Origin of the sequence: Plebeiibacterium marinum (genome assembly GCF_026013615.1) — a bacterium.
Taxonomy (GTDB): domain Bacteria; phylum Bacteroidota; class Bacteroidia; order Bacteroidales; family Marinilabiliaceae; genus Saccharicrinis; species Saccharicrinis marinus_A.
In genome coordinates this window covers 1-25253 of record NZ_JAPDPI010000011.1, presented here as the reverse complement: position 1 = coordinate 25253, position 25253 = coordinate 1, and the positions used below count along the sequence as shown (strand labels likewise).

Annotated in this window: 16 protein-coding genes; 1 reads left to right on the top strand and 15 read right to left on the bottom strand. The window is 38.0% G+C overall.

Features of this window, described 5'->3' with window-relative positions; genetic code table 11:
• Positions 1-38: 38 nt before the first annotated feature.
• The 13 genes from OM074_RS07175 to mce form a co-directional block, all read right to left on the bottom strand.
• Positions 39-1217: a hypothetical protein gene (locus tag OM074_RS07175; protein WP_301198775.1), complete on the bottom strand. Its 1179-nt coding sequence runs from the start codon at positions 1215-1217 to the stop codon at positions 39-41.
• Positions 1218-1487: 270 nt separating this feature from the next.
• Positions 1488-2126 (bottom strand): DUF6266 family protein, encoded by a 639-nt coding sequence (locus OM074_RS07170; RefSeq protein WP_301198774.1) that lies wholly within the window; start codon positions 2124-2126, stop codon positions 1488-1490.
• 811 nt (positions 2127-2937) lie between these two features.
• Entirely contained in the window at positions 2938-3756 is an 819-nt protein-coding gene (locus tag OM074_RS07165; protein WP_301198773.1) for a hypothetical protein, read from the bottom strand.
• 33 nt (positions 3757-3789) lie between these two features.
• On the bottom strand, positions 3790-4665 hold the full coding sequence (locus OM074_RS07160) for a hypothetical protein (RefSeq protein ID WP_301198772.1): 876 nt from the start codon (positions 4663-4665) through the stop codon (positions 3790-3792).
• Between the two features lie 12 nt (positions 4666-4677).
• Positions 4678-6135, bottom strand: a complete 1458-nt coding sequence (locus OM074_RS07155) for a SusD/RagB family nutrient-binding outer membrane lipoprotein (protein ID WP_301198771.1) — start codon at positions 6133-6135, stop codon at positions 4678-4680.
• A 14-nt stretch (positions 6136-6149) separates the two neighbouring features.
• Positions 6150-9275: a SusC/RagA family TonB-linked outer membrane protein gene (locus OM074_RS07150; protein WP_301198770.1), complete on the bottom strand. Its 3126-nt coding sequence runs from the start codon at positions 9273-9275 to the stop codon at positions 6150-6152.
• A gap of 810 nt (positions 9276-10085) precedes the next feature.
• Entirely contained in the window at positions 10086-11492 is a 1407-nt protein-coding gene (locus tag OM074_RS07145; RefSeq protein ID WP_301198769.1) for a SusD/RagB family nutrient-binding outer membrane lipoprotein, read from the bottom strand.
• Positions 11493-11503: 11 nt separating this feature from the next.
• Positions 11504-14578, bottom strand: coding sequence for a SusC/RagA family TonB-linked outer membrane protein (locus OM074_RS07140; RefSeq protein ID WP_301198768.1), 3075 nt, complete (start codon positions 14576-14578; stop codon positions 11504-11506).
• Between the two features lie 842 nt (positions 14579-15420).
• Complete coding sequence (locus tag OM074_RS07135; protein ID WP_301198767.1) at positions 15421-16668, bottom strand: sodium ion-translocating decarboxylase subunit beta; 1248 nt, start codon at positions 16666-16668, stop codon at positions 15421-15423.
• A 1-nt stretch (position 16669) separates the two neighbouring features.
• A complete protein-coding gene (locus OM074_RS07130; protein WP_301198766.1) occupies positions 16670-17092 on the bottom strand; it encodes a biotin/lipoyl-containing protein in 423 nt (140 codons plus the stop codon).
• Between the two features lie 177 nt (positions 17093-17269).
• Positions 17270-17626 carry an OadG family transporter subunit gene (locus tag OM074_RS07125; RefSeq protein WP_301198765.1) on the bottom strand — a complete coding sequence of 119 codons (357 nt, stop codon included), beginning with the start codon at positions 17624-17626 and terminating at the stop codon, positions 17270-17272.
• A gap of 87 nt (positions 17627-17713) precedes the next feature.
• Positions 17714-19273, bottom strand: coding sequence for an acyl-CoA carboxylase subunit beta (locus OM074_RS07120; RefSeq protein WP_301198764.1), 1560 nt, complete (start codon positions 19271-19273; stop codon positions 17714-17716).
• Between the two features lie 25 nt (positions 19274-19298).
• Entirely contained in the window at positions 19299-19709 is a 411-nt protein-coding gene (mce, locus tag OM074_RS07115) for a methylmalonyl-CoA epimerase (protein ID WP_301198763.1), read from the bottom strand.
• Positions 19710-20238: 529 nt separating this feature from the next.
• Between mce and OM074_RS07110 the strand changes: the two genes are divergently transcribed.
• Positions 20239-22347: a M3 family metallopeptidase gene (locus OM074_RS07110; RefSeq protein WP_301198762.1), complete on the top strand. Its 2109-nt coding sequence runs from the start codon at positions 20239-20241 to the stop codon at positions 22345-22347.
• Positions 22348-22596: 249 nt separating this feature from the next.
• Here OM074_RS07110 and tal read toward each other — a convergent pair whose 3' ends face one another.
• Together tal and OM074_RS07100 are read right to left on the bottom strand one after the other, a co-directional pair.
• Entirely contained in the window at positions 22597-23556 is a 960-nt protein-coding gene (gene tal / locus OM074_RS07105; RefSeq protein WP_301198761.1) for a transaldolase, read from the bottom strand.
• Between the two features lie 26 nt (positions 23557-23582).
• Entirely contained in the window at positions 23583-25121 is a 1539-nt protein-coding gene (locus OM074_RS07100; RefSeq protein WP_301198760.1) for an acyl-CoA carboxylase subunit beta, read from the bottom strand.
• Positions 25122-25253: the final 132 nt, after the last annotated feature.

Sequence of the window (25253 nt, the reverse complement as noted above, 5' to 3'; positions counted from 1 at the left end):
TTGTTGCTCTCTATAGGTTTTAATTATACTAAACAGCACTACAAGTCGCCGGTATTTGCGCGTTTAAAATAGGTAATCAGAGACTTCCGTGTAAGGCAGCCTTTATTATTTTGCTTCTTAACCTTTATAAACTGCGACAAAAACTCCAATATGGGTTTCATGTCGGTATTTCCTTTTAATGAAATATAACCGTTGCTTATTGCGGCATGAATACTCTTTACAAATTCCTTGGGGTTATGTGTCCATTCAATATACCCATCAAACCTGGAACTTTTCTTTTTATTTAGCTTTGCAACCTGATAAACTAATTCCTTAAAATAGGTTACACTTTTGGGCACAAACGAATTCTCCTGTTTTAAAAGCAATTTAGCTTCCTCATATTCGTGCTTTACAAAGCATAATTCTTCGTGCATCACTTCACTATTGTCAACATCAACAGTCTCATTTAAAATATTGATGTAGGCTGAACGGTAAAACTCGTGATTTCCCGCCATGGTGAGTCCGGCAAGTATTATGGGTCTTACCTTATACCATTCCTTAAAATCAGAACAAGCGCTTAACCTTTTGTTTACAGCCATCAATTTTCCGGTAAGGTATTCTTCTTCCTGTTGGGTTACCGGCTCCCTGTTTAAATCCTTATAAAGTTCGGTTACAACAGGAAACAACATTGATGATCCGGGAACCTTATTGATAAGCTCTTTATATTCATCTAAAGCATTTAAAAATGCATTATGGTTTCCATAATACGAAATCGTTTTTATCCACTTATACGAACGCAAGCGGGCAAGCGCTTCATTAACTTTACGAGGCTGGCTCGAAAACCTGGGCAATAGTTTAACGACGGAATAGTTTTTCAGAGTGGATAAGAAACCGGAAAACATAAACGAAGCTTTGATTAAAACTCCAGAAATCATTAAATAAAAGTTTGTATCCTGTAAAAAACTCTGATACTCTACAGGTGATAAGTTTGTTGGAAAATGCCATGGCTTTACACTTAATTTTTCCTTGACTGTAAGTAAATTATCGATATAACACCGGGCTTTTTTAATCACGTGCTTTAAAGAACCCTTCCCTATCAGCTTATTAAAGTTAGACTCAATGCCGTTGTACATTTTTTCGCAATCAATATTTATAGAGTCTTTAATATTGGTATTTTTCCAGTTGATCGATTTTCTGAAAATCACATCATCTGTAATGGTATGAATAGTTGCAAACATGACGTTGAGGTTTTATAGGTTAATAATTATATTCATCTTTAAATTAGCTATTATCCCAAACTATTCAAAACTTTTAACTTTCTGTTAACATTTTCGAATGAAAAAGGTAGGAAGGAGGAAAGGTGGGATAGTGGGGTGGTAATATAAACTTTAGACCAACGAAATAATTTAGATAGAACACAAAAAATCCCGGATGCTTTTAATGAACACCCGGGATTAATAAAAGACTACTTCCATATATTTATTCCTGCTAAAAATCTATTTTTCTAACTACGGCATTATTACAGTGCCTACATGGATACTGTTGCTTACACGCATAGACCCATCATTGGCCATAAAGGCTAAGTAGCAATGAATTTCTGCGCCTGTTGGTGCATCCGGCAAGTATAAACTCGCTGCCCCCTGGCCTCTGGTAAAGTCATTTATTGAAAACTCAGGGTATACTCCTGCGGCTATGGCAACAATAATAACACCGTTTGAATCATACTTACCCTTTGCATTCTCATTCTCACCCCAGGTATAAATAATCTGACCATCTACTATTGATACACCCTTTGTTGAAGGGGGTCTTAGAGATCCTAGCGAAAGCACCAGACTATTTAAGTCAATCTTAAAGTCAGGATTTTCACCAGTCATAGCATATTTCATCAGTTCGGATAAGGCCGCATTCTTTGGAGAGCGTTTAAAATCTTGCTGTCTAAAACCTACGTCCACCACTGGATACAACGGTTGCAAAAACTTAGCTGCTACCCTAAATTTGGTTCTTTGTGCAATTTGCCTGGCACTACCTTTTTTATTTGACAGCTTTGGTAAGGCTTTCATATAACTTATCCCTTTCCATGTGCTACCTACAGTGCTGCCAATTTTCCCTAAAAATTCTCCGTTTATTCCTCTATTATATTTTCCCATGATTTCTAGTTTTTGTAACCCACCCTGCTTTTGATCAGAAAACAGAATGGATCGGATTAAACAATGCATCGGCCGACTCTTTTTCAATTACCAATTATCAGTTATCAATTCTAGTTTGTTATAGACTTCCAGCTTATTGTCAAATCTGTAAATCACATTTAACTTTAAACTTTTTACTTAATGCTGTAAATCACTTTCTACTTTCAACGTTAGACTTTCAACTTTTAATTGATAATTGTTTAATGCTAAAGTAATGCTCAGAAAGTATCCAGAAAATAGCAGTAATTTTACTGCTACTTTTTACATCGCCTATACATTTATATATCAACCGAATACATCACAACACTACCAAAATCACCTACAAATATTTTGTTCAACAGAAGGCAATAATCACGATTTTTGCAGTTAATGCGAAAAATTGTCACGTTTCTGGGAGTTAATTGAAAAAATTATCCGGATTCGGGTTTTTTTCGGGTTTTTTCCTACGTTTCTTCGGTACGGCTTCGGGAAAGAGTCTGGATGTGTTCGGGAAGTGTTCGGGTAAGCTTCGACTACGGTTCACCATATACATGCGAACAGGAGACGAATAGAGGTCGACAAAAAGCCGAAGTTGGTACGGAGTTGCCTGGGAGCAGAATAGGATAAGGATGGGCGCGGAGTAAAAGAATACACCATGACTGTCAGGTTTAAAACGCTGACAGGTCTATGCAAAAATAAAGGGCAGACCCTATTGGATCTGCCCTCCCCACTCACACAACTAAACCTTTAATCTATGTGTCCCACCACGGAATAGTTGTTATTATTAAATGCACTACTCAACAGCAGTACAAGTATAGGAACTTCCACTCTTCTCAATCTTAACAACACGATAACCCCATCCTTTATCATAACTTTCATCATCCTCTACATCATATGTAAAGCTAAATGACTGAGCAGTATGATCCGGTTTACCAATAAGAATCTCAAATTCTACCACATCATTAAGAACATCCCATGGATCAAACTCAAGATAATAAACCCCGTCAGCTTCTTCATTCAACAATAATGTTTGCTCAGGATTGGCACCTGTAGCACCAGCCCAACCAGTCCATTCATCATTCTGACCTTCATCTACAACCATTAAATCCCAATCATCGTCACCATTATCCCATCCTACAATAATACTTAAACCTGAAGGGTCATTGTAGTTTTTAACAGTAAGTTCCTGAGAAACTACCTTAGAATTTGAATTAAGCAGATATTTGGCGGCATCAGAAAAACAACCCACCTCATACTTAATTGTTTGCTCTTCATTTGATGGCAATAAGTCATCTATAAAAGTCACTTCTATAACACCCTCTGTTGAATAGGCAGGGATAGTAACATTTTCGAATTCTATTATATCATCAGCAGACTCATCAATCACATGTAAAGCAAAGGGAGTTGCATAAGTTCTCATCTTATCCATTTTGATGGTATACTTGATAACATCACCTTCTCTGATTTCACCACCATCATAATCACTTGTTACCGTATACGTTGGATATTCATCCGGGCTCACTACATCTGCTACTTCATCCTCATAACAACCAGGTAAAACTAACAATGCAAGAACCAGACATAAAATATATATTTTATTATATTTTTTCATCTTAAAAATTTTTAAACTAACAAATTACGTTAATTAATTCTTTGGAGTAAATACTTCCCAGAAAATCCTATTACCTCCAGCACCTGAATAATGGTAATACAAGTATATCTTTCCTGTTTCAGGATCGAAATATGAGACTTTTGAAGGATCTTCAGGAATACCAAGCTTAACAGCAGAAGGCCAAGTATCATCTACAATAAAACTAATTGTATTATCTGCATTAATTGTAATCCAACAAAGGTCAGAATCTCCCCAAACAGCAAAACCTGTTTCACATTTTCTTCCGGTGATTGCAGTAAGTTCTTTTACATAATTTCTTACCCCTCCATACAAGTTATCAGGATAAGCACCTTCATTTGGATGGAAATACCTCATCTCCACATCATATTCACCTGCATATGGGTTTGGCGGAGTAAAGTTCAAGGTAATCTTTGCGGTTTTACCTGTAGCTACTGTATTATCTCCTCCAACCACACTTACTGCATTAAGGTATAAAACAGGTGCTACATAATCATCAAATTCCGGAGTACCATCCATTGGAGGAGTATTACCTTCCGTGATTAAAACAATATCAATCAACCCCTGATAATTATTTGATCTAGTTAAAGTTATCGACTTATTCTCAATTCTATAATGTTGACCTTCAACTGCAGTAGAATTATCAGCAGCAGCCACAGTCATAGTAACATCCTCTGTTAAGTCCATAATTCCAGGGCCATTAACCTTAACCTGGATAACTTTATCATATTCTGAGCCATTGGCTTCTCCTCCCATATTAACGCTATAGCTTTCAAAAGAAGCAATCGTCAATGTATCATCCAATCCTTCTAGCGGATCTAATCCATCTCCACAAGAGCTAAATAAACACACCCCCAGGAGTAGTAATAATATATAATTTAATCTCTTCATAATTAACAATTTTTATTCAGCCCAAAATATTTTATCAGTAAATGCATCCTTCTGACTTGGCACATTTTTAGTATTTCCTGTAATTTCACTATTAGGATAAAATAACCTAACTGGTCTATCTTCAGTATCTGCCTGTAAAGAAATTGGTAAATTTGAAGGAAAACCAGTACGAGTATAATCAAACCAGGATTGCTCTGCATTAACACCCATAAGTCCTAACCACTTTTGAGTAATAATCGCTTCCAATTTGTTATTGGAATAATCCCAACTAACATTTGCTATGTTTTGACTCAGGTAATCTTCTACACCTTCTGTCCCCAAATAACTAAATGAAGCTTTAACGCCATTCTCATACAAATCCTTTGCATTACCTCCAAAACCATTCAGTGCGGCCTCAGCCTGATTAAAATAACTTTCTGCCAAAGTAAATATAGGTGCTCCAGCATCATAACCTTTTAATAACCCTGCTCCAATTAATGACACATGAGTCTGATCATAATCACTTGTCAGGTTTACAACTCCCTGCTCAACACCTAAATGGGTTTCACTATCAGGTCCCTTTTGAAATAATGTATCAATTCGTGGGTCTCCGGTACTAACCAAATAATCGATAATAAATTGAGTAGCACATGTTGCATTATGATTCATGGTTGTATTTCCTGATGAATCTTCCCCAAAGCTATCCCAAAACGGATTCTGCTTATTGGTTTCTTTTAAGTAACCCGGATTTACCAAAACATCAGATGTAATATAACCTGATCCTTCGGCAGTAATTTTTGCAATTTCTGCTGTTACATAGGTATCACCTTTAACATTTGCCTCACGAACAAGAATACGAAGTTTGATGGTATTTGCAAACTGTTTCCATTTTTTCATATCACCATCAAAAATCACATCATTAACAACAGATTCGAAAGCTACTTCACTTGTAGATTCAGAGTTAATTAACTGTATTGCATCATCAAGTTGAATCATGATACTATCATAAACAGCCTCTGCCTGGTCATACTTAGGTGTGGGATTCCCACCCCTGGCTAAAGCCTCTGTATAAGGAACATCTCCATAGAAATCAACTAGCATTTGAAAATGATAAGCCATCATGATCATTGAAATCGCGCGATAGTTGTTATACTTTTCTTCACGATCATACAAATCTTTATAGTGTTTCAAACAATACAAATACGCATCGTCAAACAAATCATCATGAAAAGTTGTACTCACCAAGTAATCAAACTCTTCCTGATACCAGCTAAATCCATAAGTTTCACTCCAGTTATACATTAACATATTACCTAAGTGGTTAGCCATATCATAATCCAACACATACTCACCTGTATACACCTGAGCAACAGGCAATACTAATTCAGGAGTTACTACTGTAGGATTGTTAGGGTCTTCATTTACATCCAGGAAATCATCACATGATGCAAAAAGAACCGAAACAAAAAATATTATTAATAATTTTTTCATATCTATCATCCCTTTTAAAATTCAATATTCACATTAAAACCAAATGATCTGGTAGGAGGAGAAGTAAAGTAACCACCAATACCTACACCGTTTGAGTCATCTCCTTCATCAGTATTTCTAAATTCAGGATCCGAGAACCTGGTTTGTCCGTCAGGGAACCATGTATAAAGGTTTCTGGCAACAAAACCTACAGTCATTTTTTCAATGATGTTTGTTTTACTAAGAATGCTCTTTGGCAAATCATAACTTAATGCCAACTCTCTAACTTTTAGATTTGATGCATTACGGATATAACACTCATTTATTTCACCATACTTATCTCTCCAAAAACCTCCAACACCATTTGTAATGGCAACATTGGTATTATCAACATAAACACCCGGGCTGGTTTCATAAACTGAATTTGGCCATACAAAATCCTCTCTGTTAGCTCTTACACTCTCTTCAGTCCTACCAGTAAATTCCATTGCATCTAAACCTTGAGCGTAATAAACATAGTCAGTTCTTAAATCCCATGTGGTTGACAGTTTTAATCCTTTATAACCAAACTGAGTTGTTAAACCATAAATATACTTAGGAGTAGTTCTTCCTTGGTTTTCAATTTCACCAACAATTGGATCACCACTTTCTGAATCAACAACAACTTTTCCGTCATGACGAACATAAGAAACTGCCTTAATTTGAGGGAATGCCTCTCCTACAACAGCATAAGTACCATAACCAGAAGTATAAGAATCCAATGCAACTTCGTTAACTCCATCAATAATCTCATCTACTGTAGTAGTTTGAGTAGAGAAATTAACATTTAAATCCCATTTGAAATCACCTACATTAAGAACACGACCTCCAAGAGACAATTCAAATCCTTTTCCTGTCAATTGTCCAATATTTGTCAAATATCCAGAAGCTCCTGATGTATAAGATGGAGTAGTGTAAGTAATTAAGTCAGTAGTTTTGGTATGATAGTAAGAAGCATCAAGGTTAATTCTAGAACCAAAGAAACCTAAATTCAACCCAACTTCTGTTGTATTTAATTTTTCTTTCTTAATATCTGAATCTACAGCACTTGCTGATTTATCAAATCCGTTTATACTTCCATAAGGGAATGGGTTAAGTACATCTCCTGCTGAATTCGTTCTTTTATAATACCTTTCATTAATCTGATATGGATTAAGGTCATTATAAACAGTTGAGTTACTCAACGTTAACTTAGCATAACTCAAAACATCATTATTCTTCAATGCTTCAATTGCATCGGTTAATACAAGAGATAGACCAACTGCTGGATAGAAATAGCTATTATTATCAGAACTCAATGTAGAAGTATAGTCCTGGCGTCCTGTCAAAGTAAGGAAAGCCCAGTTTTTGTATCCAAAAGTAAAATCTCCGTAGAAACCATATGTACGTTTTTCCGACTGATCAACTTTTCCCTCTAACTGTCCGGTTCCATTTGAAATATCATAAAATCCAGGAATACTTAAATTCTTTGCAATAAGAGTACTTTCCCTATATTTATATGAGTAAGTTGAAGACCCTAAAATTGCTTTTAATGTAACATCAGTAGCAACATTAAAATCACCACTTAAAATTACATCCGTAGTATAAATATCACGTTGGAATTCAAAATCTTCAACAAAAGAAGACACTGTTGAGTGATATGGTTGAAGTGTAGCATCATAAGTCTGCTCCGCTCTCCAGTCTTTACCATTACCCCATGAATTGTTAGCTCCCAGGCGACCTGTTAAATTAATGTTATCAAAAATATCCCATGATGCTGAAACATTTCCAACAAACCTATTTGTTTCATCAACATTTCTATTGGTTCCAATAGCCCAATATGGGTTTTGATAGTAAGCATTAAAATAGTTATCTGCATATCCGTAACTTTCAGGATTATCCCAGTCGCTATACTCTGATAGAGGAATATTAGCAGGAGTATTTAATACGAACCAATACAATGGTCTATCCTGGTCACCAATTTTATCCCCAACAACATCAGTCTCATCTGTAAGGAAACTTGTATTTGCACTCAACTTTACACTACCAATTTGTTTTGAAACATTTACTCTGGCAGTATATCTTGAGTACTCATCAGAAGGCACAATTCCTTCTGCATCAGTTCTTCCTAACGACAAATAAAAAGTACTTGTTTCATCACCACCTGATAAATATGCAGTTGTTTGATTGGTAACACCAGTATTATAAAAGTCCTTCAAATTGTCTTCTATAGGAGCATATGGTACAGCTTGATATGATCCGTCAGCAAAAGTAGGCCCGATTTGCTTAACAACGCCATCAAATCTAGCTCCCCAGTTTGTATTTTCCACAGGATTATCTTCTCCATCCCAACCAATACCATATTCAGTTTGAAAATCAGGCATATATGCTACAGATTCCCAACTAGTAGCATGATTTATTCCTACTGTTAGCTTTTTACCTTTCTGGCCTTGTTTTGTAACTACAATTAAAGCACCATTAGCAGCACGAGAACCGTATAACGCAGCAGCACTTGCACCCTTCAAGATATTTATACTCTCAATATCGTTAGGGTTCAAATCATTAAAAGCTCCTGAAGTAACAATTGATCCATCGATCACAATAAGAGCTTCATTGTTACCGCTAATCGAACGCATACCCCTTAAAAGAATTTGCTTCTTAGGATTCACACCATTATCCTGGTTATTAATTTGCAGACCGGCTACTTTACCTGTTAATCCCTCGGCAGCTTTAGATGCCTGACCAACTAAAAGTTCTTCACTCTTTACTTTTTCTGTTTGATAAGTTGTTGTTCGTTTTTCACGAACAATACCCATGGCTGTTACTACAACCTCATCCAGATCTTCAGTATCCGACACCAAGGTTGCATTAATAGTTGCTTGTCCCGTGTAAGGAACTTCCTGCATCTTCATCCCCACAAAGGTAAAAATGATTGCAGGTGCATTTTCGGGTACATTTAAGTTGTAAGTACCGTCGGGACGGGTGATTGTCCCAATTGTAGTGCCCTTAACAATAATAGATACTCCAGGTATTGCCTCGCCAAGATCATCGACAACTTTTCCTGAAACAGCTTTTGTTTGGGCTGACATTGTCTGTAACCCTACAAACAGGATCATAGACAGAAATAATGCTAATTTCCGCATAAAACAAAAGGTTTAAATTAATAATGTGTATTTAATTAATTATATAGATAATTCCATAATGAAGAGAGCAAAGTATTCCCATTATCTTTGCTTCGCACAGATTCACATACATACCAAACAATGGCATATACTTATGCATACATAGCCAACAAAGGCATGCAACATCTTGAGATAATTAATATCTCTTTACTAAGAAGGTTTTGATTTTTGAATATCGACTTCCATACAGACTAAAGGTTTTAAATTAATTGGTACTATTTTGTGAGTTGACAATGTAATTTACAAAGCGTGGGGGAACACTATTCCTTGTAAATTCTCGACTAAAGTATTAAAATATTTTTTAAGCTTCAAATCTATTTTAATATTTTTTAACAGGACTACTGTAACCCAATATGGGAATTTGTCATTTTTATTGAACTAACGGATTAGTAAACTTACTAATTCTCACCACATTAAAAACCGTCATTATGCAGCATTTTATATACTTAAATCCCTATTGACCACCCAAATTTTACATAGCCTCCATTTTACTTTTAATTATTTTTAACCTACCCCTCCAAATATTCAATACAAATAAACAATATTACACTTTATTCAAAAGGCATAATTTCTTTCACCTTTAAATACCATTTTGTAAAAAAGCGCTTACAAACCCACCTGTATTAACTTTCGTTAACAAACCTTTTTGAGAAAGACAGAGAGGCCCATAAAAAAGGGCAGACCCAAACGGATCTGCCCCCCACTCACACAACTAAACCTTTAATCTATGTGTCCCACCACGGAATAGTTGTTATTTTCATAGATGATATTCTATTCTGCAAACCATGGCTTTTCATAGATATCATTTACAACAATTGCATTAGTATTATACAACCGCTCATCAATACAAGTTGGGAAACGATAAGGGATTCCTCCCGAACGAGCAAGAGGATCAGGATTTGCCACTAAAGTTGGATACCCTGTCCTAATCCAATCTGTCCAGATTTCAACCTGAGAGAACAATGCATCATATTTACCTCCTATCACCTGTTCCAAATCCACATCTCCAGCAACTAAAGAGGCATGATTATTCAAAAAATTACCAGACGCAGCCGATCCCGTAACCGCCAATACCGAAGCTTTTACCCCATCATTATACGCTGCAGCAGCTGAAGCTGCATCTGGAGAACTTTGCCTTAAATACGCTTCAGCCTGTAAAAATTTCATCTCTGCATAGGTTACCATTGGCACCGGGCCATTATTAACATTTAAGTACGTACCTATAGGACTGGCTGTTTCATTGGGAATACGAGTATCTGCAGGAGAACCCTCATATAACTCATCAGGAGAAAGAGCTGCGTAATACGACAACCTAGGGTCGCTATTCGCCACCAGCTTATCAATAAAATATTCTCCCATAGCCATATAATTACCCCTTTGTAAATAAAATGCATACCATTGGTTTGCATTGTTTGGATTAATCCCAAACTTTGCATATACATTATCAGCATTACCCACCAATCCAGCACTATTTATATAACTTAAAACATCAGCTGCACTCCCTGTAGGATTCTTCTTGCTTAACCGGTTTGCATACCTTGCCTTTAACATCCATGCCAACTTTTTCCACTGATCAATATCCCCTTCCAGCATCAGATCATCACTGCCCGGAAGCGTCACGTTTGCACTCTCACCTTTATTAAATTCAGTAATAGCATCAGACAACAAGGTTTGTATAGCACCATAAACCGCCTCTTGAGTATCGTAATGAGGATTCAAAATATCAGTACCCTGCAATGCCTCACTAAAAGGAACGTCGCCCCACATATCAGAAGCAAATCCACCGCCCCATGCTTTTAACACCAAGCCCATTCCTTTATAATAAGGATTTTCATCTCCGGCCTGATCTATTAAATTCTGGGCTGTTTCGAGCCAATCCGTATAAATAGAATTCCACTCATTGGTATTATCACCTTCATACACCTGATAGGTAGCATGCTCTTGTTGAGACTGGTTTGAAACCCCAGCCTGATTCTGTATCCAAATAGAAGTTACCCTGGCGAACTCTCCTGTTACGTTTCCAAACACTGCAACTTCGGTTGCCGTAAGCAAGTTTGATTCCTGTACTTCTGAAGGAGAATTTGGAGAAGTATTATAACCTTCCACATAGCTCTCGGTACACCCTCCAATAACAGAGGCCACCAAAAGTCCTAATATTATATATTTATTTATTTTCATAATTCAAGAATTTAAAAGTCTACTTTCACACCAAAAACATACGACTTACTACCTGGCATATTAAAGTAGTCGAAACCCGTCAAGTTCGATCCTGCTCCAGTCAAACTTGTTTCCGGATCAACACCAGGGTAGTCTGTCGACAACCAAAGATTTCTACCAGACGCAGTAAAGGTCATTGCTTTAATATAATTGCTCACAGGTGAAGAACCCTTAAATTTAAGCTTATAAGACAAAGTAACATCTCGCAATCTGACCCATGATCCATCATATACGGCATTTTCACCGGGACCCCAATCTCCAATCACATATCTCAAATAATCTTCTTTTGATATAGCAACCGTATTTTGCGCTCCCGATTCAGTTACACCATCAACTACAATAGTACCTTCCCTATCTGCAGTTATAGCGGTACGCCCGATCTGATTCAACCTGGCAATTGTACCACCCCAAATATCTCCTCCCTGCCTGATATCCAACAAGAAACTCAAAGAAAGAGACTTATAACTAAATGTATTTCTAATATTCATTAACCAATCCGGGAAAGGATTACCTACATTCCCTCTTTCATCAGCAATAATAGGGTAACCTTCATCATCAACAACCATTTTTCCATTTGCATCACGCACCCACATATCAGAATACAATGCACCATATGGATCTCCTACAATTGCATACGACCCCATAGAATAAAATGCAGCTTCTATTTCAATTTCATCGACACCTTCGGCCAACTTCTTCACCTCGTTTTCATTCTTGGTAAAGTTCAAGTTAATATCCCATGAAAAATCACGCAACTTAACAGGCGTACCTCCCACACTCAACTCAATACCCCTGTTCTCCATCTCACCACTATTCTGCCACAATTCACTAAAGCCAGTAGTTGGAGCGATTGGACGAGCCACAAGAATATCCTTTGTTTCTTGTTTATAATAAGTCAAATCAATATTTGCCCTACCATTTAACAACCTTATATCAAGCCCGGCCTCAATACCGGTTGTCATTTCCGGTTTTAAATCAGGGTTTCCAAGAGTTGTTGAATTACTAAAACCACTCTCTCCCAAATATGGATAACCAATTCCTCCAGTCATACCCGCTGCCACAATAGGCTGGGTATAATAAGATGACGTTGCATATGCATCAGGATTATTACCTGCCTTTGCCCATCCTAACCTCAACTTACCAAAAGTCAGAATAGGATTTTCAGGTAACAGTTCAGAAAAAACAAACGAGGTACTTACCGAAGGGTAGAAAAAATCCATTTGCTTAGAACCCAAGGTAGAAGCCCATTCATTTCTACCAGTTACATTCAAATAAATGAGATTATTATAATCCACATCTGCAATAAAGAAAACTGCTGAAGTCCTTATTATTTCTTTAGCCTCATCCGCATACAAATCACTTGCATTACTCAAGTGATAAAAATCCGGCGCAGTAAGATTTCTTCCCCGAGCATATAAACTTTGATTAAATTGCTCATTCAGGTTATGCCCAACACTCAAACTTCCATTTAGCCCATCCATAAAGCTATGGGATGCACTAATCATGAAATTAGAATACAATTCCCTGTTCCTAATGATATTTTCTACAACTTCCCCGGTTCCATCACCGGCGTCACCACCATATGAATCAACGGCAATAATTGCTTTCCTGGAGTCAGCATAATAGTCAACACCCAATTTATAATCAAAAGTCAACCACTTATACTTATAGTTCGCATAAAAATTACCCATCACACGGTCAATTTCATCTTCAAATGTATTATTATAAACTGACCAGTATGGATTATCAAAATACGCTATATATTTTCTTTGTTCTCCATCAGGATAATAATAACCACCATTAGCCTTATCATAAAGATTAAAACTGACAGGCGCCCTAAACAAAGACAACATCAAACCAGCAAGGTTACTACCATTCTGCCCCTTATTACCACCACTCTTCACATAATTTGCAGTTCCTCCCACTTTAAAATCCTTATACACCTCAGTTTCTCCACTCATACGAACAGATGTTCTGGTCAAATCCGTATTTGGAATCATACCATCCTGTTCCATATGGCTCAATGAAAGGCGGAAATTTGATTTTTCATTACCTCCCCTAACTGAGAAATTATGAGTATGAGTAACCCCTGTATCAAAGAAATTATCCACATTATGGATTGGGGTCAAGCCCTCATCCGACATCTTAGCTCCCCAACTGGCATATCCATCCATATTATAATCCCCACCGGATCCTTGCGTATATTCATCCTGAAAATCTGGCAATTGACTCACCTCTGAAATATCCAACTTATACTCATATGTAAAACTTGCTGCCCCTTGTGTTCCTTTTTTGGTGGTATATAGTATAGCACCATTCGCAGCTCTAACACCATATAACGCAGCAGCTGCAGGCCCTTTCAACACAGTAACACTCTCTATATCATCTGGATTGATATCCAAAGCCCTGTTTGAGTTATTAACTCCCTCCAGGTTTTTATTATAAGGGTTATCACCTGCATTTGTTTGAGATGTAGTGTTATCAATTGGCACCCCATCAACTACAATAAGAGGTTCGTTATTTCCCGTAAATGAAGAATTACCCCTAATCAAAATTTTACTGGAAGCACCCGGGGTACCCCCGGACCCTATAACCTGAATACCAGAAGCCTTACCTGCCAATGCCTGAATAACATTCTGCTCACCAGATTGCGTAAGTTCATCAGCACCTACATTTGACGTTGCATACCCTAACGCCTTGGCTTCTTTTCTAATACCTAAGGCAGTTACAACCACCTCATCAACATCAATGGCATCAGATTCCATTGTTACATTAATCGTTGATCTGCCTTCTATTAATACATCCTGGGTTTTCATACCCACAAAGGAGAATACCAGTATCTTTGCATCTCCTGGCACATTTAAACTGTAAGTACCATCCGGACGAGTAATCGTCCCAACTGTTGTACCCTTAACAATAATAGACACTCCAGGTATCACTTCGCCCTGACTATCAAACACTTTACCTGAAATAGCTTTTGTTTGGGCTGTCATCGTCTGCAATCCCACAAAAAGGATCATAGACAGAAATAATGCTAATTTCCGCATAAAACAAAAGTTTAAGTTAATAAATGCATATATCTTATTATAGATTAATCAAATAGAGAGAGACATAATTCTTCCATTATGCCACAGGGAGACCGGGCATTGCCACGTTTGACATGCTAACACTTAACGGATTTGAGCAAATCCGATCTTTAAGAAAAAACTGATTGTTGCAAAAGGACTTCCATACAGACTAAAGGTTTAAATGGTATTTATGTGAGTTGACAATTTCTCTGCAATCGTGGGGGAACACTAAAACTTGCAGAATAATATACACCAGTCACCAAAAAATGAATGTTTTTAAGGGTTAAACCCTCGGATTTTACACCCTTATATCAAATAAAAAATTCATTTTTTTGAAAGATCAAACCCAAATTATGAAAATATTATAACACTTGCAAATTTTTATTATTATTTGTTAATTTTTGTTATGTGTTTATTTTGCAGTCACATAACAAAAAAAGGGCAGACCCAAACGGATCTGCCCTTTTTTGAAATTCATTTTATGATTCAAAATTATTTTTAAAATCTGCAAACTGCTATCCCCTATTTTTATTAGCAATTTTACATTTGTTAATTAAAAATGATCACATCAACATAGTTCCCCATATATCAATATCACCACCCATAATCTCACATCAAAAATAACAATATTTAATCTCCAAACAATACACACCCCCATTTTTCAACACCAATCGTCATTATTTTTAGTACTTACCCACTCCAAACCCCTCACAAAAACCACACTAACGATCGTTTTATGATTTTTATCACATCAACCCCCCCAAACAAAAAAGGCCACCCAAAACGGGTGACCCTATACAATATATAATATATCTGTTTTTTTATAACAAGAAGCTCAGCATAATACCTGCCGCAACAGCAGAACCAATAACCCCCGACACATTAGGTGCCATGGCATGCATTAACAAATGGTTATTAGGATCGGTTTTTAAGCCTTCATTCTGAACAACCCTTGCTGAATCAGGAACTGCAGAAACACCTGCCGCACCAATCAATGGATTAATCTTATTATCTTTTTTAAGGAATACATTTAAGAACCTTGCAAACAGGAGTCCACCAGCAGTTGCAACCATAAACGACAATGCTCCCAATCCAAAGATTTTAATCGAAGCCAAAGTCAAAAACACATCTGCCTGCGTTGACGCACCTACAGTCAACCCTAAAAGGATCGTCACAATATTGATCATCGAATTACGGGCTGTATCAGCCAAGCGTTCTGTAACACCAGACTCTTTCAACAAGTTACCAAAGAACAACATCCCCAACAGAGGCAATGCCGATGGCGAGATAAAACAAGTTAGCAACAAACCAATCAAGGGGAACAAGATCTTTTCGGTTTTAGAAACTGCACGAGGCGGCTTCATCTTAATGGCACGTTCTTTTTTAGGTATCAACAAGCGCATAATAGGAGGCTGGATCACCGGCACCAAAGCCATATATGAATAAGCTGCAATTGCAATGGCTCCCATCAACTGAGGCGCCAATTTAGAAGACAGGAAGATAGCCGTTGGACCATCTGCACCCCCGATAATTCCGATTGCCCCAGCCTCTTCCGGAGAAAAGCCTAACGCTGAAGCTCCAAGAAAAGTGGCAAAAATACCAACCTGGGCTGCTGCCCCAAGAATCATCAACTTAGGATTTGAGATCAAGGAGGAAAAATCCGTCATAGCACCAATACCCAAGAAAATCAATGGAGGATAAATACCTTGTTTAACCCCAAAATACAGGTAATTCATTACCGAACCCTCTTCGTACACACCAATTTTATACCCAGGCAAAAACGGGATGTTACCTATAAGAATACCAACCCCTATGGGGATTAGCAACAAAGGTTCATAATCATATTTTACAGCAAGAAAAATAAAGAACAAGCCAACTGCAATCATGGCCATATTACCCAAAGTTACATTTGCAAAACCAGTAAAATCCCACAAAGCAACTAAACCGTGCATAACTCCACCTTCCGCACCGGAAGCAGAATCTACTGCAGCACTAATGTCTGTTCCAAAAACAATTTGCAAACAGAACAAAATTGCCAGCACAAAATAAAAGGTCATAAACTTCTTCATGCTATTCAAATTCAATTAGAATATCATTTTGAAGAACTGAATCACCAACTGCTACCTTAACACTCTTAACAACTCCACCTTTAACAGCAAGCACATTATTTTCCATTTTCATGGCTTCCATCACAATCACCACATCGCCATGTGCCACAGTATCACCAACTGCAACATTTACTTTAAATATATTTCCGGGAAGCGGAGCTTTAATAGCACCTGCTCCGGTTGCTTTTTGCGGCACAGCCCCTTCGCCTTCTTCGCGAACAACCGGCTTACGTACCAACTTTGGAGTTTTAGATTTCTTCACTTCCTGATGAACCTCAACTTCATAAGCTGTTCCATTCACATTTATCTGAGCTATAGAATCCTCAAAATCTTTTATCTCTACGTTATAACGGTTACCCGCTATTGTAAATTCAAACTTTTTCATACGCGTTTATTAATTGTCTAAGGACGTATGCAACCTGCAAATTATTTAAACGGCCCTACCCGGACAATTCAAATACACCGCCTGCTTCATGCGTTTAAATTTGAATGAAAAATTCATTAAAACAAATCCCCTGCCCCAACAGACAAGCCAGGATTCTTTTACGAATATCCCAAACTTCTAACTTCTTAACTTATAATATGAAGAATTATTCATTCCATACAACTTGGAATTCCAAGGCGAATATCTCCTTCTAACCTCTTTGATAGTAATCACAGCACTTTCCTCATCATGCATTTCACTAAAATACAAGTGCAGGGCTGTGGCGATGGCCGCATTGGTTTCTCCTGAAATAGCCAGCTGGTCATCGGTAACTTGCGTTTTCCCTTTTGTTTTCAACCTTCTTTTTGCACTCCAGGTAAAAACCTTGGGAACCAACAAAAAGACACCTACCAAAAACAATAGAGCAGCAAAAACAATAACCCAACCCAATAGAGTAATGGTCCATGTTTGGTTTGTCACTGTCAGTAAATTCATTGTAGAATATTTTATATTGTATTATTCAGCCACAAATATGGCTTGAACTGATAAGCAAAACTTATCAGTTCAATATATTATTACCAATTACAATGGAATGTTTCCATGTTTTTTAGGAGGCAAGCTTGTCTTTTTAGTCTGCAAGCTCTGGAAACCCCTGATAATGCGGAAACGAGAGTTTCTCGGCTCAATTACATCATCAATATAACCGTGAGCAGCTGCATTGTAAGGATTTGAGAACTTCTCAGTGTACTCATTCTCTTTTTCAGCAGCATATTTTTTCCTCTCTTCAGGATCCTCAATTTTCGACATGGCACGTCCTTCAAGCACTTCAATAGCACCCTTAGCTCCCATCACAGCAATTTCTGCTGATGGCCATGCATAATTAAGATCCGATTTAAGTTGCTTACAGCTCATTACATCATGCGCACCACCATACGACTTACGTAAAGTAACCGTAATCTTAGGAACAGTAGCCTCACCATATGCAAACATCAGTTTAGCACCATGTGTAATAATACCTGCATATTCCTGTCCGCTACCAGGTAAAAATCCCGGAACATCTACCAATGTTAAAAGAGGAATATTAAAGGCATCACAGAAACGAACAAAACGGGCAGCCTTACGTGAAGCATCACAATCCAACACCCCTGCAAGGAAACTTGGCTGGTTTGCTACAACCCCAACAGATTGCCCACCCATACGCACAAATCCAACAAGGATATTTTTAGCGTAATTTCTATGTACTTCCAAAAACTCTCCATCATCCGCCAGGGTATGAATTACCTCTTTCATATCATATGGCATATTTGGATTGTCAGGAATGATCGTATTCAACACATCGTCCATACGGTCAATTGGATCACCTGTAGAAACAATAGGTGCTTCTTCAAGGTTATTCTGAGGCATGTATGAAAGCAGCTTCCTGATCAACAACAAACCTTCTTCTTCATTCTCCAATTCAAAATGTGATACACCTGATTTTGATGCATGAACATGCGCACCACCTAAATCCTCAACAGTAATATCTTCACCTGTTACGGTTTTTACCACTTTAGGACCGGTTACGAACATATAGGAGTTCTGCTCAGTCATCATGATAAAGTCAGTAAGAGCAGGAGAATATACATCACCTCCGGCACAAGGACCAAAGATTGCAGAAATCTGTGGCACTACACCTGAAGCTTCGATGTTACGCTGGAAAATCTCAGCATAACCAGCCAGTGCAGTTACACCTTCCTGAATACGGGCACCTCCTGAATCGTTGATTCCTATAATAGGAGCTCCCACTTTCATGGCCATGTCCATTACTTTACAGATCTTCATGGCCATTGTTTCCGACAACGAACCTCCCAATACTGTAAAATCTTTAGAGAAAACATATACAACACGACCATCAATTGTTCCGTGACCGGTAACAACGCCGTCGCCCATAAATTTCTTTTTCTGCATACCGAAGTTAGTACAACGGTGTGTCACAAACATATCAAACTCTTCAAAGCTCCCCTCATCCAAAAGAGCCTCAATACGCTCACGGGCAGTCATTTTACCTTTTGCGTGCTGGCCATCAACTCTTTTTTGACCACCGCCTAATTTAGCCTCAGTACGAAGGTCAATTAATTTTTTAATCTTTTCTTGACTTGACATCGAATCTTAATGTATTATGAATTATTTATTTAGAAGGATCTTCACAAAGTTCAGTAAGAACACCAAAAGTAGATTTTGGATGAAGGAAACCAATATTCAATCCTTCTGCCCCTTTACGTGGAGTTTTGTCGATTACAGCAACTCCTGCATCCTGAATTGAAACTAATTTGTCAGCCAGGTTTTCCACCGCAAAAGCCACATGGTGAACACCCTCTCCTTTTTTCTCGATAAATTTACCTACAGGCCCTGCAGGATCAGTCGATTCTAACAACTCAATTTTTGTTTGTCCTACCATAAAAAAAGCAGTTTTAACTTTCTGCTCTGCTACTTCTTCTACAGCATAACACTCTAATCCAAATACTTTTTCGTAAAATGGAACTGCCTCATCTAAACTTTTTACAGCAATACCAATGTGCTCAATGTGCGTTGGTTTCATATTCATTTAAATTTTAATATATTATATAATATCAAATATGCTCCTTGCCAATCAAAACAACCATTCTCGTGACAGAAGATTGAAAGGTTCGTCACATATCTTTAATTCAATTATTTTTACTTACTAAAAACAGAGCTACAAAATTATAACTAAATATGACCTCTGCCTTATAATAACATTAAAAAAAAGATTGTTTTACAACATATACAACCCTCTCAAATCATTTAAATATCAGAATGTTATAAAACACTAAATTACCTAAAAACCAGCCCTGGTTAATTAAAGAAATAATTCTTTAATTTCTTATTTTCAAGCAATTAGCAACAAATTTCTTTATTAAACAAATCGGCTTTCACTAACAATTTATAAGTTATTTACCACCATTGGTTACAATTTTTAACCTTTTGTAACAATACACACTCCCATCCAAAACACTACTCAAAAAATAATTGTTATCCATGTCAAACATCATTAAAAAGAGATGCGAAAATTCATATTTTTACTGGCAAATTTGATAAATATATTACCTATGAAACAGAGTTTATTTGTTTTTACCATCGCAGCCCTGATTTTTTTAGGGGCTTGCTCAAAAAAAACACCAATGGAAACAAATCCGTTATTAGTGGAGTATGCAACGCCTTTTAAAATTGCTCCGTTCGAAAAAATTAAAAACCAACATTACATGCCAGCCTTTTTAAAGGGCATGGAAGAGCAGAACAAAAACATTGAGGCCATTGTAAACAACAGCGAGGCCCCAACTTTTGCCAATACAATTGAAGCCCTTGAATACAGCGGCGAATTGCTTGGCAAAGTGGGCTATGTATTTTACAACCTGACAAGTTCGAATACAAACGACAGTCTGAAGGCTATTGCGCAGGAAGTGGCCCCCATTGCTTCAAAGCACAACGATGCCATCTTTTTAAACAACAAACTATTTGCCCGTATCAAAACCGTTTATGAGCAAAAAGACCAGTTAAACCTGTCGACCGAAGAAAAAAAGCTATTAACTGAAACTTACGAATCTTTTGCTCGTGGCGGTGCCAACCTACCTGAGGACAAAAAAGAAGAGTTCAGCCAGATCAATGGAAAACTTGCCGTTTTAACGCTAAAGTTTGGCGACAATGTTTTAAACGAAACCAACAATTACCTTATGGTAGTTGACAAAAAAAACGACCTACAAGGGCTTCCACAAGCCTCTATTGATGCAGCCGCCAAATTGGCAACAAAAAAAGGTCACGAAGGAAAATGGGCTTTTACAACCCACAAACCCAGCATGATACCATTCCTGCAGTACGCAGAGAACAGGAATTTACGCGAAATGATATTTAAAGCCTACATCAACAGGGGTGATAACAACAACGAGTTTGACAACAAAGAAATTATTAAAGAGATTGTTAACCTCAGGATAAAAAGGGCAAACCTTTTAGGCTTTGAGAACCATGCTGCTTTTATCCTTGACAAAAACATGGCTAAAACGCCTGAAACAGTGAACGCCAAACTGGCTTCTTTAATGGACAAATCCTTAACGGTTGCTAAAAAAGAAGTAAAAGACATGCAACAGATCATCAAGGAAGAAGGAGGCAGATTTAAACTTGAACCTTGGGACTGGTGGTATTATGCCGAGAAGGTAAAAATGAAAAAATACAACCTTGACGAAAACGAAATCCGCCCATACCTTCAGTTAAGCAACGTAATAGATGGTGCCCTTTATACTGCCAATCAGCTTTATGGCCTGCAGTTTGAGAAAAAAGAAGGACTTCCCCTTCCTCATCCTGACGCAACAGCCTATGAAGTAAAAGAAGCAGATGGCTCCCATGTTGGTATTTTATTTATGGATTACCACCCAAGAGAAAGCAAACGAGGCGGTGCCTGGATGAATGCTTTTCAAAAGCAATTAACCATAAACGGTGAAAACATCCCTCCAATCATTACTATGGTATGCAATTTTACTTCTCCTACTGAAAAACTACCTTCTTTATTAAGTATTGATGAAGTTGAGACTCTTTTCCATGAATTCGGGCATGCATTACACGGCTTACTTTCAAGATGCAAATACGAAAGCTTGTCTGGCACCAGCGTACCCCGTGACTTTGTAGAATTACCTTCACAAATTATGGAACACTGGTCAACTCACCCTGAATTACTGAAATATTATGGGAAGCATTATAAAACAGGGGAGATTATTCCTGATGAGCTGATTGCAAAAATTGAAAATGCAGGAAAATTCAACCAGGGATTTGCAACGACTGAGTATTTAGCTGCTGCCATTTTAGACATGGATTACCATACATTAACATCTCCGCTGGACACAGACGTAAACGGCTTTGAAACCAAAAGCATGAAAAACATGAAGCTGATCCCTGAGATTGTTTCCAGATACAGGAGCACTTATTTTCAACACATCTTTGCAGGTGGGTATTCAGCCGGATACTACGCATATATCTGGGCTGCAATCCTGGATTCTGACGCTTTTGATTCGTTCAGGAAAAATGGGATATTCGACAAAGAAACTGCAACCAAGTTCCGCAAAAACATCCTTGAAAAAGGAGGAACTGAAGATGCCATGGAAATGTACACTAAATTTAAAGGTGCACAACCCGATGAAAACGCCCTTTTAAAAGACAGGGGGTTGATATAGTTGGTAGCGGATGGCTTTTAGCGAATAGCGGATGGCTTTTAGCGAATAGCAGATGGCTTCAAGCTACACAAACAAAAGTATTATACTGAAAAAAAGGGTGGACAGGAAAATAATTCTGCCACCCTTTTTTTTTGAATTAGATAATGATTTTAACTTTCTGAAAAACTTCACATAACGCCACTACAACAAAAAACACGCACACCACACCATTTAACAACCATTGATTTAATATTAGCGCTACCTCCTCAATCAACCCATTCTTACTTTCAACAACTCTTCCAGCGTTACAATATCCCTGGCAAAGCTGCGAATTCCTTCAGCCAGTTTCTCTGTTGCCATTGGATCCTCATTCATATGCCACCTAAAAGTACTTTCTGTTACTTCGATCTTTTCAATATTTAAATCTTTTGCCTTCTCCGGACTTAACCTTAAAGCAACAGATATATCCTTAGTCTCCAATTCAGAGAGCAATACGGGAGATATGGTAAGCAGGTCACAACCCGCCAACTCAATCACCTGACCAATATTCCTAAAGCTGGCACCCATCACTTCTGTTTCATAGCCAAATTTCTTATAGTAGTTATAAATATCCACCACAGACAAAACTCCGGGATCATCAACCGGATCAATATGGTCAACACCCCGGTCTTTCTTGTACCAATCATATATCCTTCCCACAAAAGGCGATATCAATTGAACTCCGGCTTCGGCACAAGCCACGGCCTGAACCATATTAAACATCAGGGTCAGGTTACAACGAATTTCCTCTTTAGCAAGTAACTCTGCTGCCTTAATCCCCTCCCATGTAGAGGCTATCTTGATTAGTATCTTATTCCTGGGGATCCCGCTTTCTTCATATAGCGCAATAAGATTTCGCGCTCTATCAATAGTTCTTTCCCTATCAAAACTCAAGCGCGAATCCACTTCCGTAGAAACCCTCCCAGGGACAACCTTTAATATTTCTTTTCCAAAATTCACGGCAACTTTATCCAATGCCAGCGACAACCGGCAGCCAACCGAAGCTTCTTTCTTTTTGGCATAATCAACGGCTTCATCAATTAAATGAACATATTGCGGATTTTGAACCGCTTTTAAAATAAGGGATGGGTTTGTTGTAGCATCCAAAGGCCTAAATGATTTCATTGATTCAAAATCACCTGTATCTGCAACCACTTTGGTCAGCTCCTTAAGTTGTTCAAGCGCATTCATACACATAAAATTATTGAAACATGTTTTCACAAAGGCATATTGCCATGTTTTTTAGGAGGATTTGTTTCGCTCTTATTCTGGGTCATATCAAGGGCCTGGATCACTTTTTTCCGGGTTTCCTTTGGTAGGATCACTTCATCAATATAGCCCAATTCAGCAGCCCTGTATGGATTTGCAAAATTTTCCCGGTAATCGTCAACACAATGCTGCCTGGCCTCTTCATCCATTTTTTCCCTAAAAATAATATTAACAGCACCTTCTGGACCCATCACTGCAATTTCAGCCGTAGGATAAGCAAAATTCACATCAGCCATCACATGTTTGCTGGCCATTACATCATAAGCACCTCCGTATGCTTTTCGGGTAATCACGGTAATTTTTGGCACCGAAGCCTCAGCATAAGCATACAGCAATTTGGCGCCATGCTTAATTATACCTCCATACTCCTGGGTGGTACCGGGCAAAAAACCAGGAACATCTACAAAAGTTACCAATGGAATATTAAACGAATCGCAAAAACGGACAAACCGGGCCGCTTTAATACTTGAATTAATATCCAAAACCCCGGCAAAACAGGCAGGCTGATTGGCCACAATCCCTACTGAGCGCCCATTAAAACGGGCAAACCCGGTAATGATATTCTGCGCATACTGTGGCATAACTTCTAAAAAATGCCCATTATCAATCACTGAATTAATCAACAGATGCATATCGTAGGGCTTATTAGGATCGGCAGGTATCAGCTCCTGAAGTTTTTCATCCTCCCGGTCAATCTTGTCGCCGGTAGGTATTATTGGGGTTTCTTCCATATTGTTTGACGGCAAAAAACTCAACAACTCCCTTATTTTCATCAGGGCATGCTCATCATCATCGCCCACAAAATGAGCCACACCACTTTTTGTATTATGGGTATGTGCACCGCCAAGATCTTCTTTGCTAACTTCTTCGTGCGTAACTGTTTTGATCACTTCTGGTCCGGTTACAAACATATAACTGGATTCTTTTACCATAAATATAAAATCTGTTAATGCCGGAGAATAAACTGCACCCCCGGCACAAGGCCCCATGATTGCAGAAATCTGCGGCACCACACCGGAAGCTTTTACGTTCAGATAAAATATTTCGCCATATCCCGCCAGGCTCTGAACACCTTCCTGTATGCGCGCCCCTCCCGAATCATTCAAACCTACAACCGGAGCTCCCATCTTCAAGGCCAGTTTATGCACTTTTATAATCTTATCAGCATTAGTACGACTAAGAGATCCTCCAAAAACAGTAAAATCCTGTGCAAAAACATAAACCAGCCGCCCATCCACCTTTCCATAACCTGTTACCACACCATCACCGGGAATGATGGTTTTGTCCATATTAAAATTTTTACAATTGTGAGTAACCAATTTATCCAGCTCAACAAAAGTGCCTGCATCCAAAAAGAGATTAATCCTTTCGCGGGCAGTAAACTTACCTGCTTTATGTTGTTTATCTATCCTACCCTGACCACCACCAATTTCTGCGGCTTCGTTTTTCTCCTTAAAAATCTTGTATTTATCTTTTAGTGAATGCATAACTATATTTTTAATTACACTAGTGTCCGACTAAAACATTATTCTTCAGACTTACATTACTTTTGTCTCAAGCCGACGGGCTTTTACTTTCTTCCTTCAGCTGAAGAAAGTAAACAAAGAAAGCCGCCGCTG

Bases quoted from the DNA above. Each gene is read 5' to 3' on its own strand.
- OM074_RS07175 (WP_301198775.1), bottom strand. From the start codon at position 1,217: ATGTTTGCAACTATTCATACCATTACAGATGATGTGATTTTCAGAAAA.
- OM074_RS07170 (WP_301198774.1), bottom strand. From the start codon at position 2,126: ATGGGAAAATATAATAGAGGAATAAACGGAGAATTTTTAGGGAAAATT.
- OM074_RS07165 (WP_301198773.1), bottom strand. From the start codon at position 3,756: ATGAAAAAATATAATAAAATATATATTTTATGTCTGGTTCTTGCATTG.
- OM074_RS07160 (WP_301198772.1), bottom strand. From the start codon at position 4,665: ATGAAGAGATTAAATTATATATTATTACTACTCCTGGGGGTGTGTTTA.
- OM074_RS07155 (WP_301198771.1), bottom strand. From the start codon at position 6,135: ATGAAAAAATTATTAATAATATTTTTTGTTTCGGTTCTTTTTGCATCA.
- OM074_RS07150 (WP_301198770.1), bottom strand. From the start codon at position 9,275: ATGCGGAAATTAGCATTATTTCTGTCTATGATCCTGTTTGTAGGGTTA.
- OM074_RS07145 (WP_301198769.1), bottom strand. From the start codon at position 11,492: ATGAAAATAAATAAATATATAATATTAGGACTTTTGGTGGCCTCTGTT.
- OM074_RS07140 (WP_301198768.1), bottom strand. From the start codon at position 14,578: ATGCGGAAATTAGCATTATTTCTGTCTATGATCCTTTTTGTGGGATTG.
- OM074_RS07135 (WP_301198767.1), bottom strand. From the start codon at position 16,668: ATGAAGAAGTTTATGACCTTTTATTTTGTGCTGGCAATTTTGTTCTGT.
- OM074_RS07130 (WP_301198766.1), bottom strand. From the start codon at position 17,092: ATGAAAAAGTTTGAATTTACAATAGCGGGTAACCGTTATAACGTAGAG.
- OM074_RS07125 (WP_301198765.1), bottom strand. From the start codon at position 17,626: ATGAATTTACTGACAGTGACAAACCAAACATGGACCATTACTCTATTG.
- OM074_RS07120 (WP_301198764.1), bottom strand. From the start codon at position 19,273: ATGTCAAGTCAAGAAAAGATTAAAAAATTAATTGACCTTCGTACTGAG.
- mce (WP_301198763.1), bottom strand. From the start codon at position 19,709: ATGAAACCAACGCACATTGAGCACATTGGTATTGCTGTAAAAAGTTTA.
- OM074_RS07110 (WP_301198762.1), top strand. From the start codon at position 20,239: ATGAAACAGAGTTTATTTGTTTTTACCATCGCAGCCCTGATTTTTTTA.
- tal (WP_301198761.1), bottom strand. From the start codon at position 23,556: ATGAATGCGCTTGAACAACTTAAGGAGCTGACCAAAGTGGTTGCAGAT.
- OM074_RS07100 (WP_301198760.1), bottom strand. From the start codon at position 25,121: ATGCATTCACTAAAAGATAAATACAAGATTTTTAAGGAGAAAAACGAA.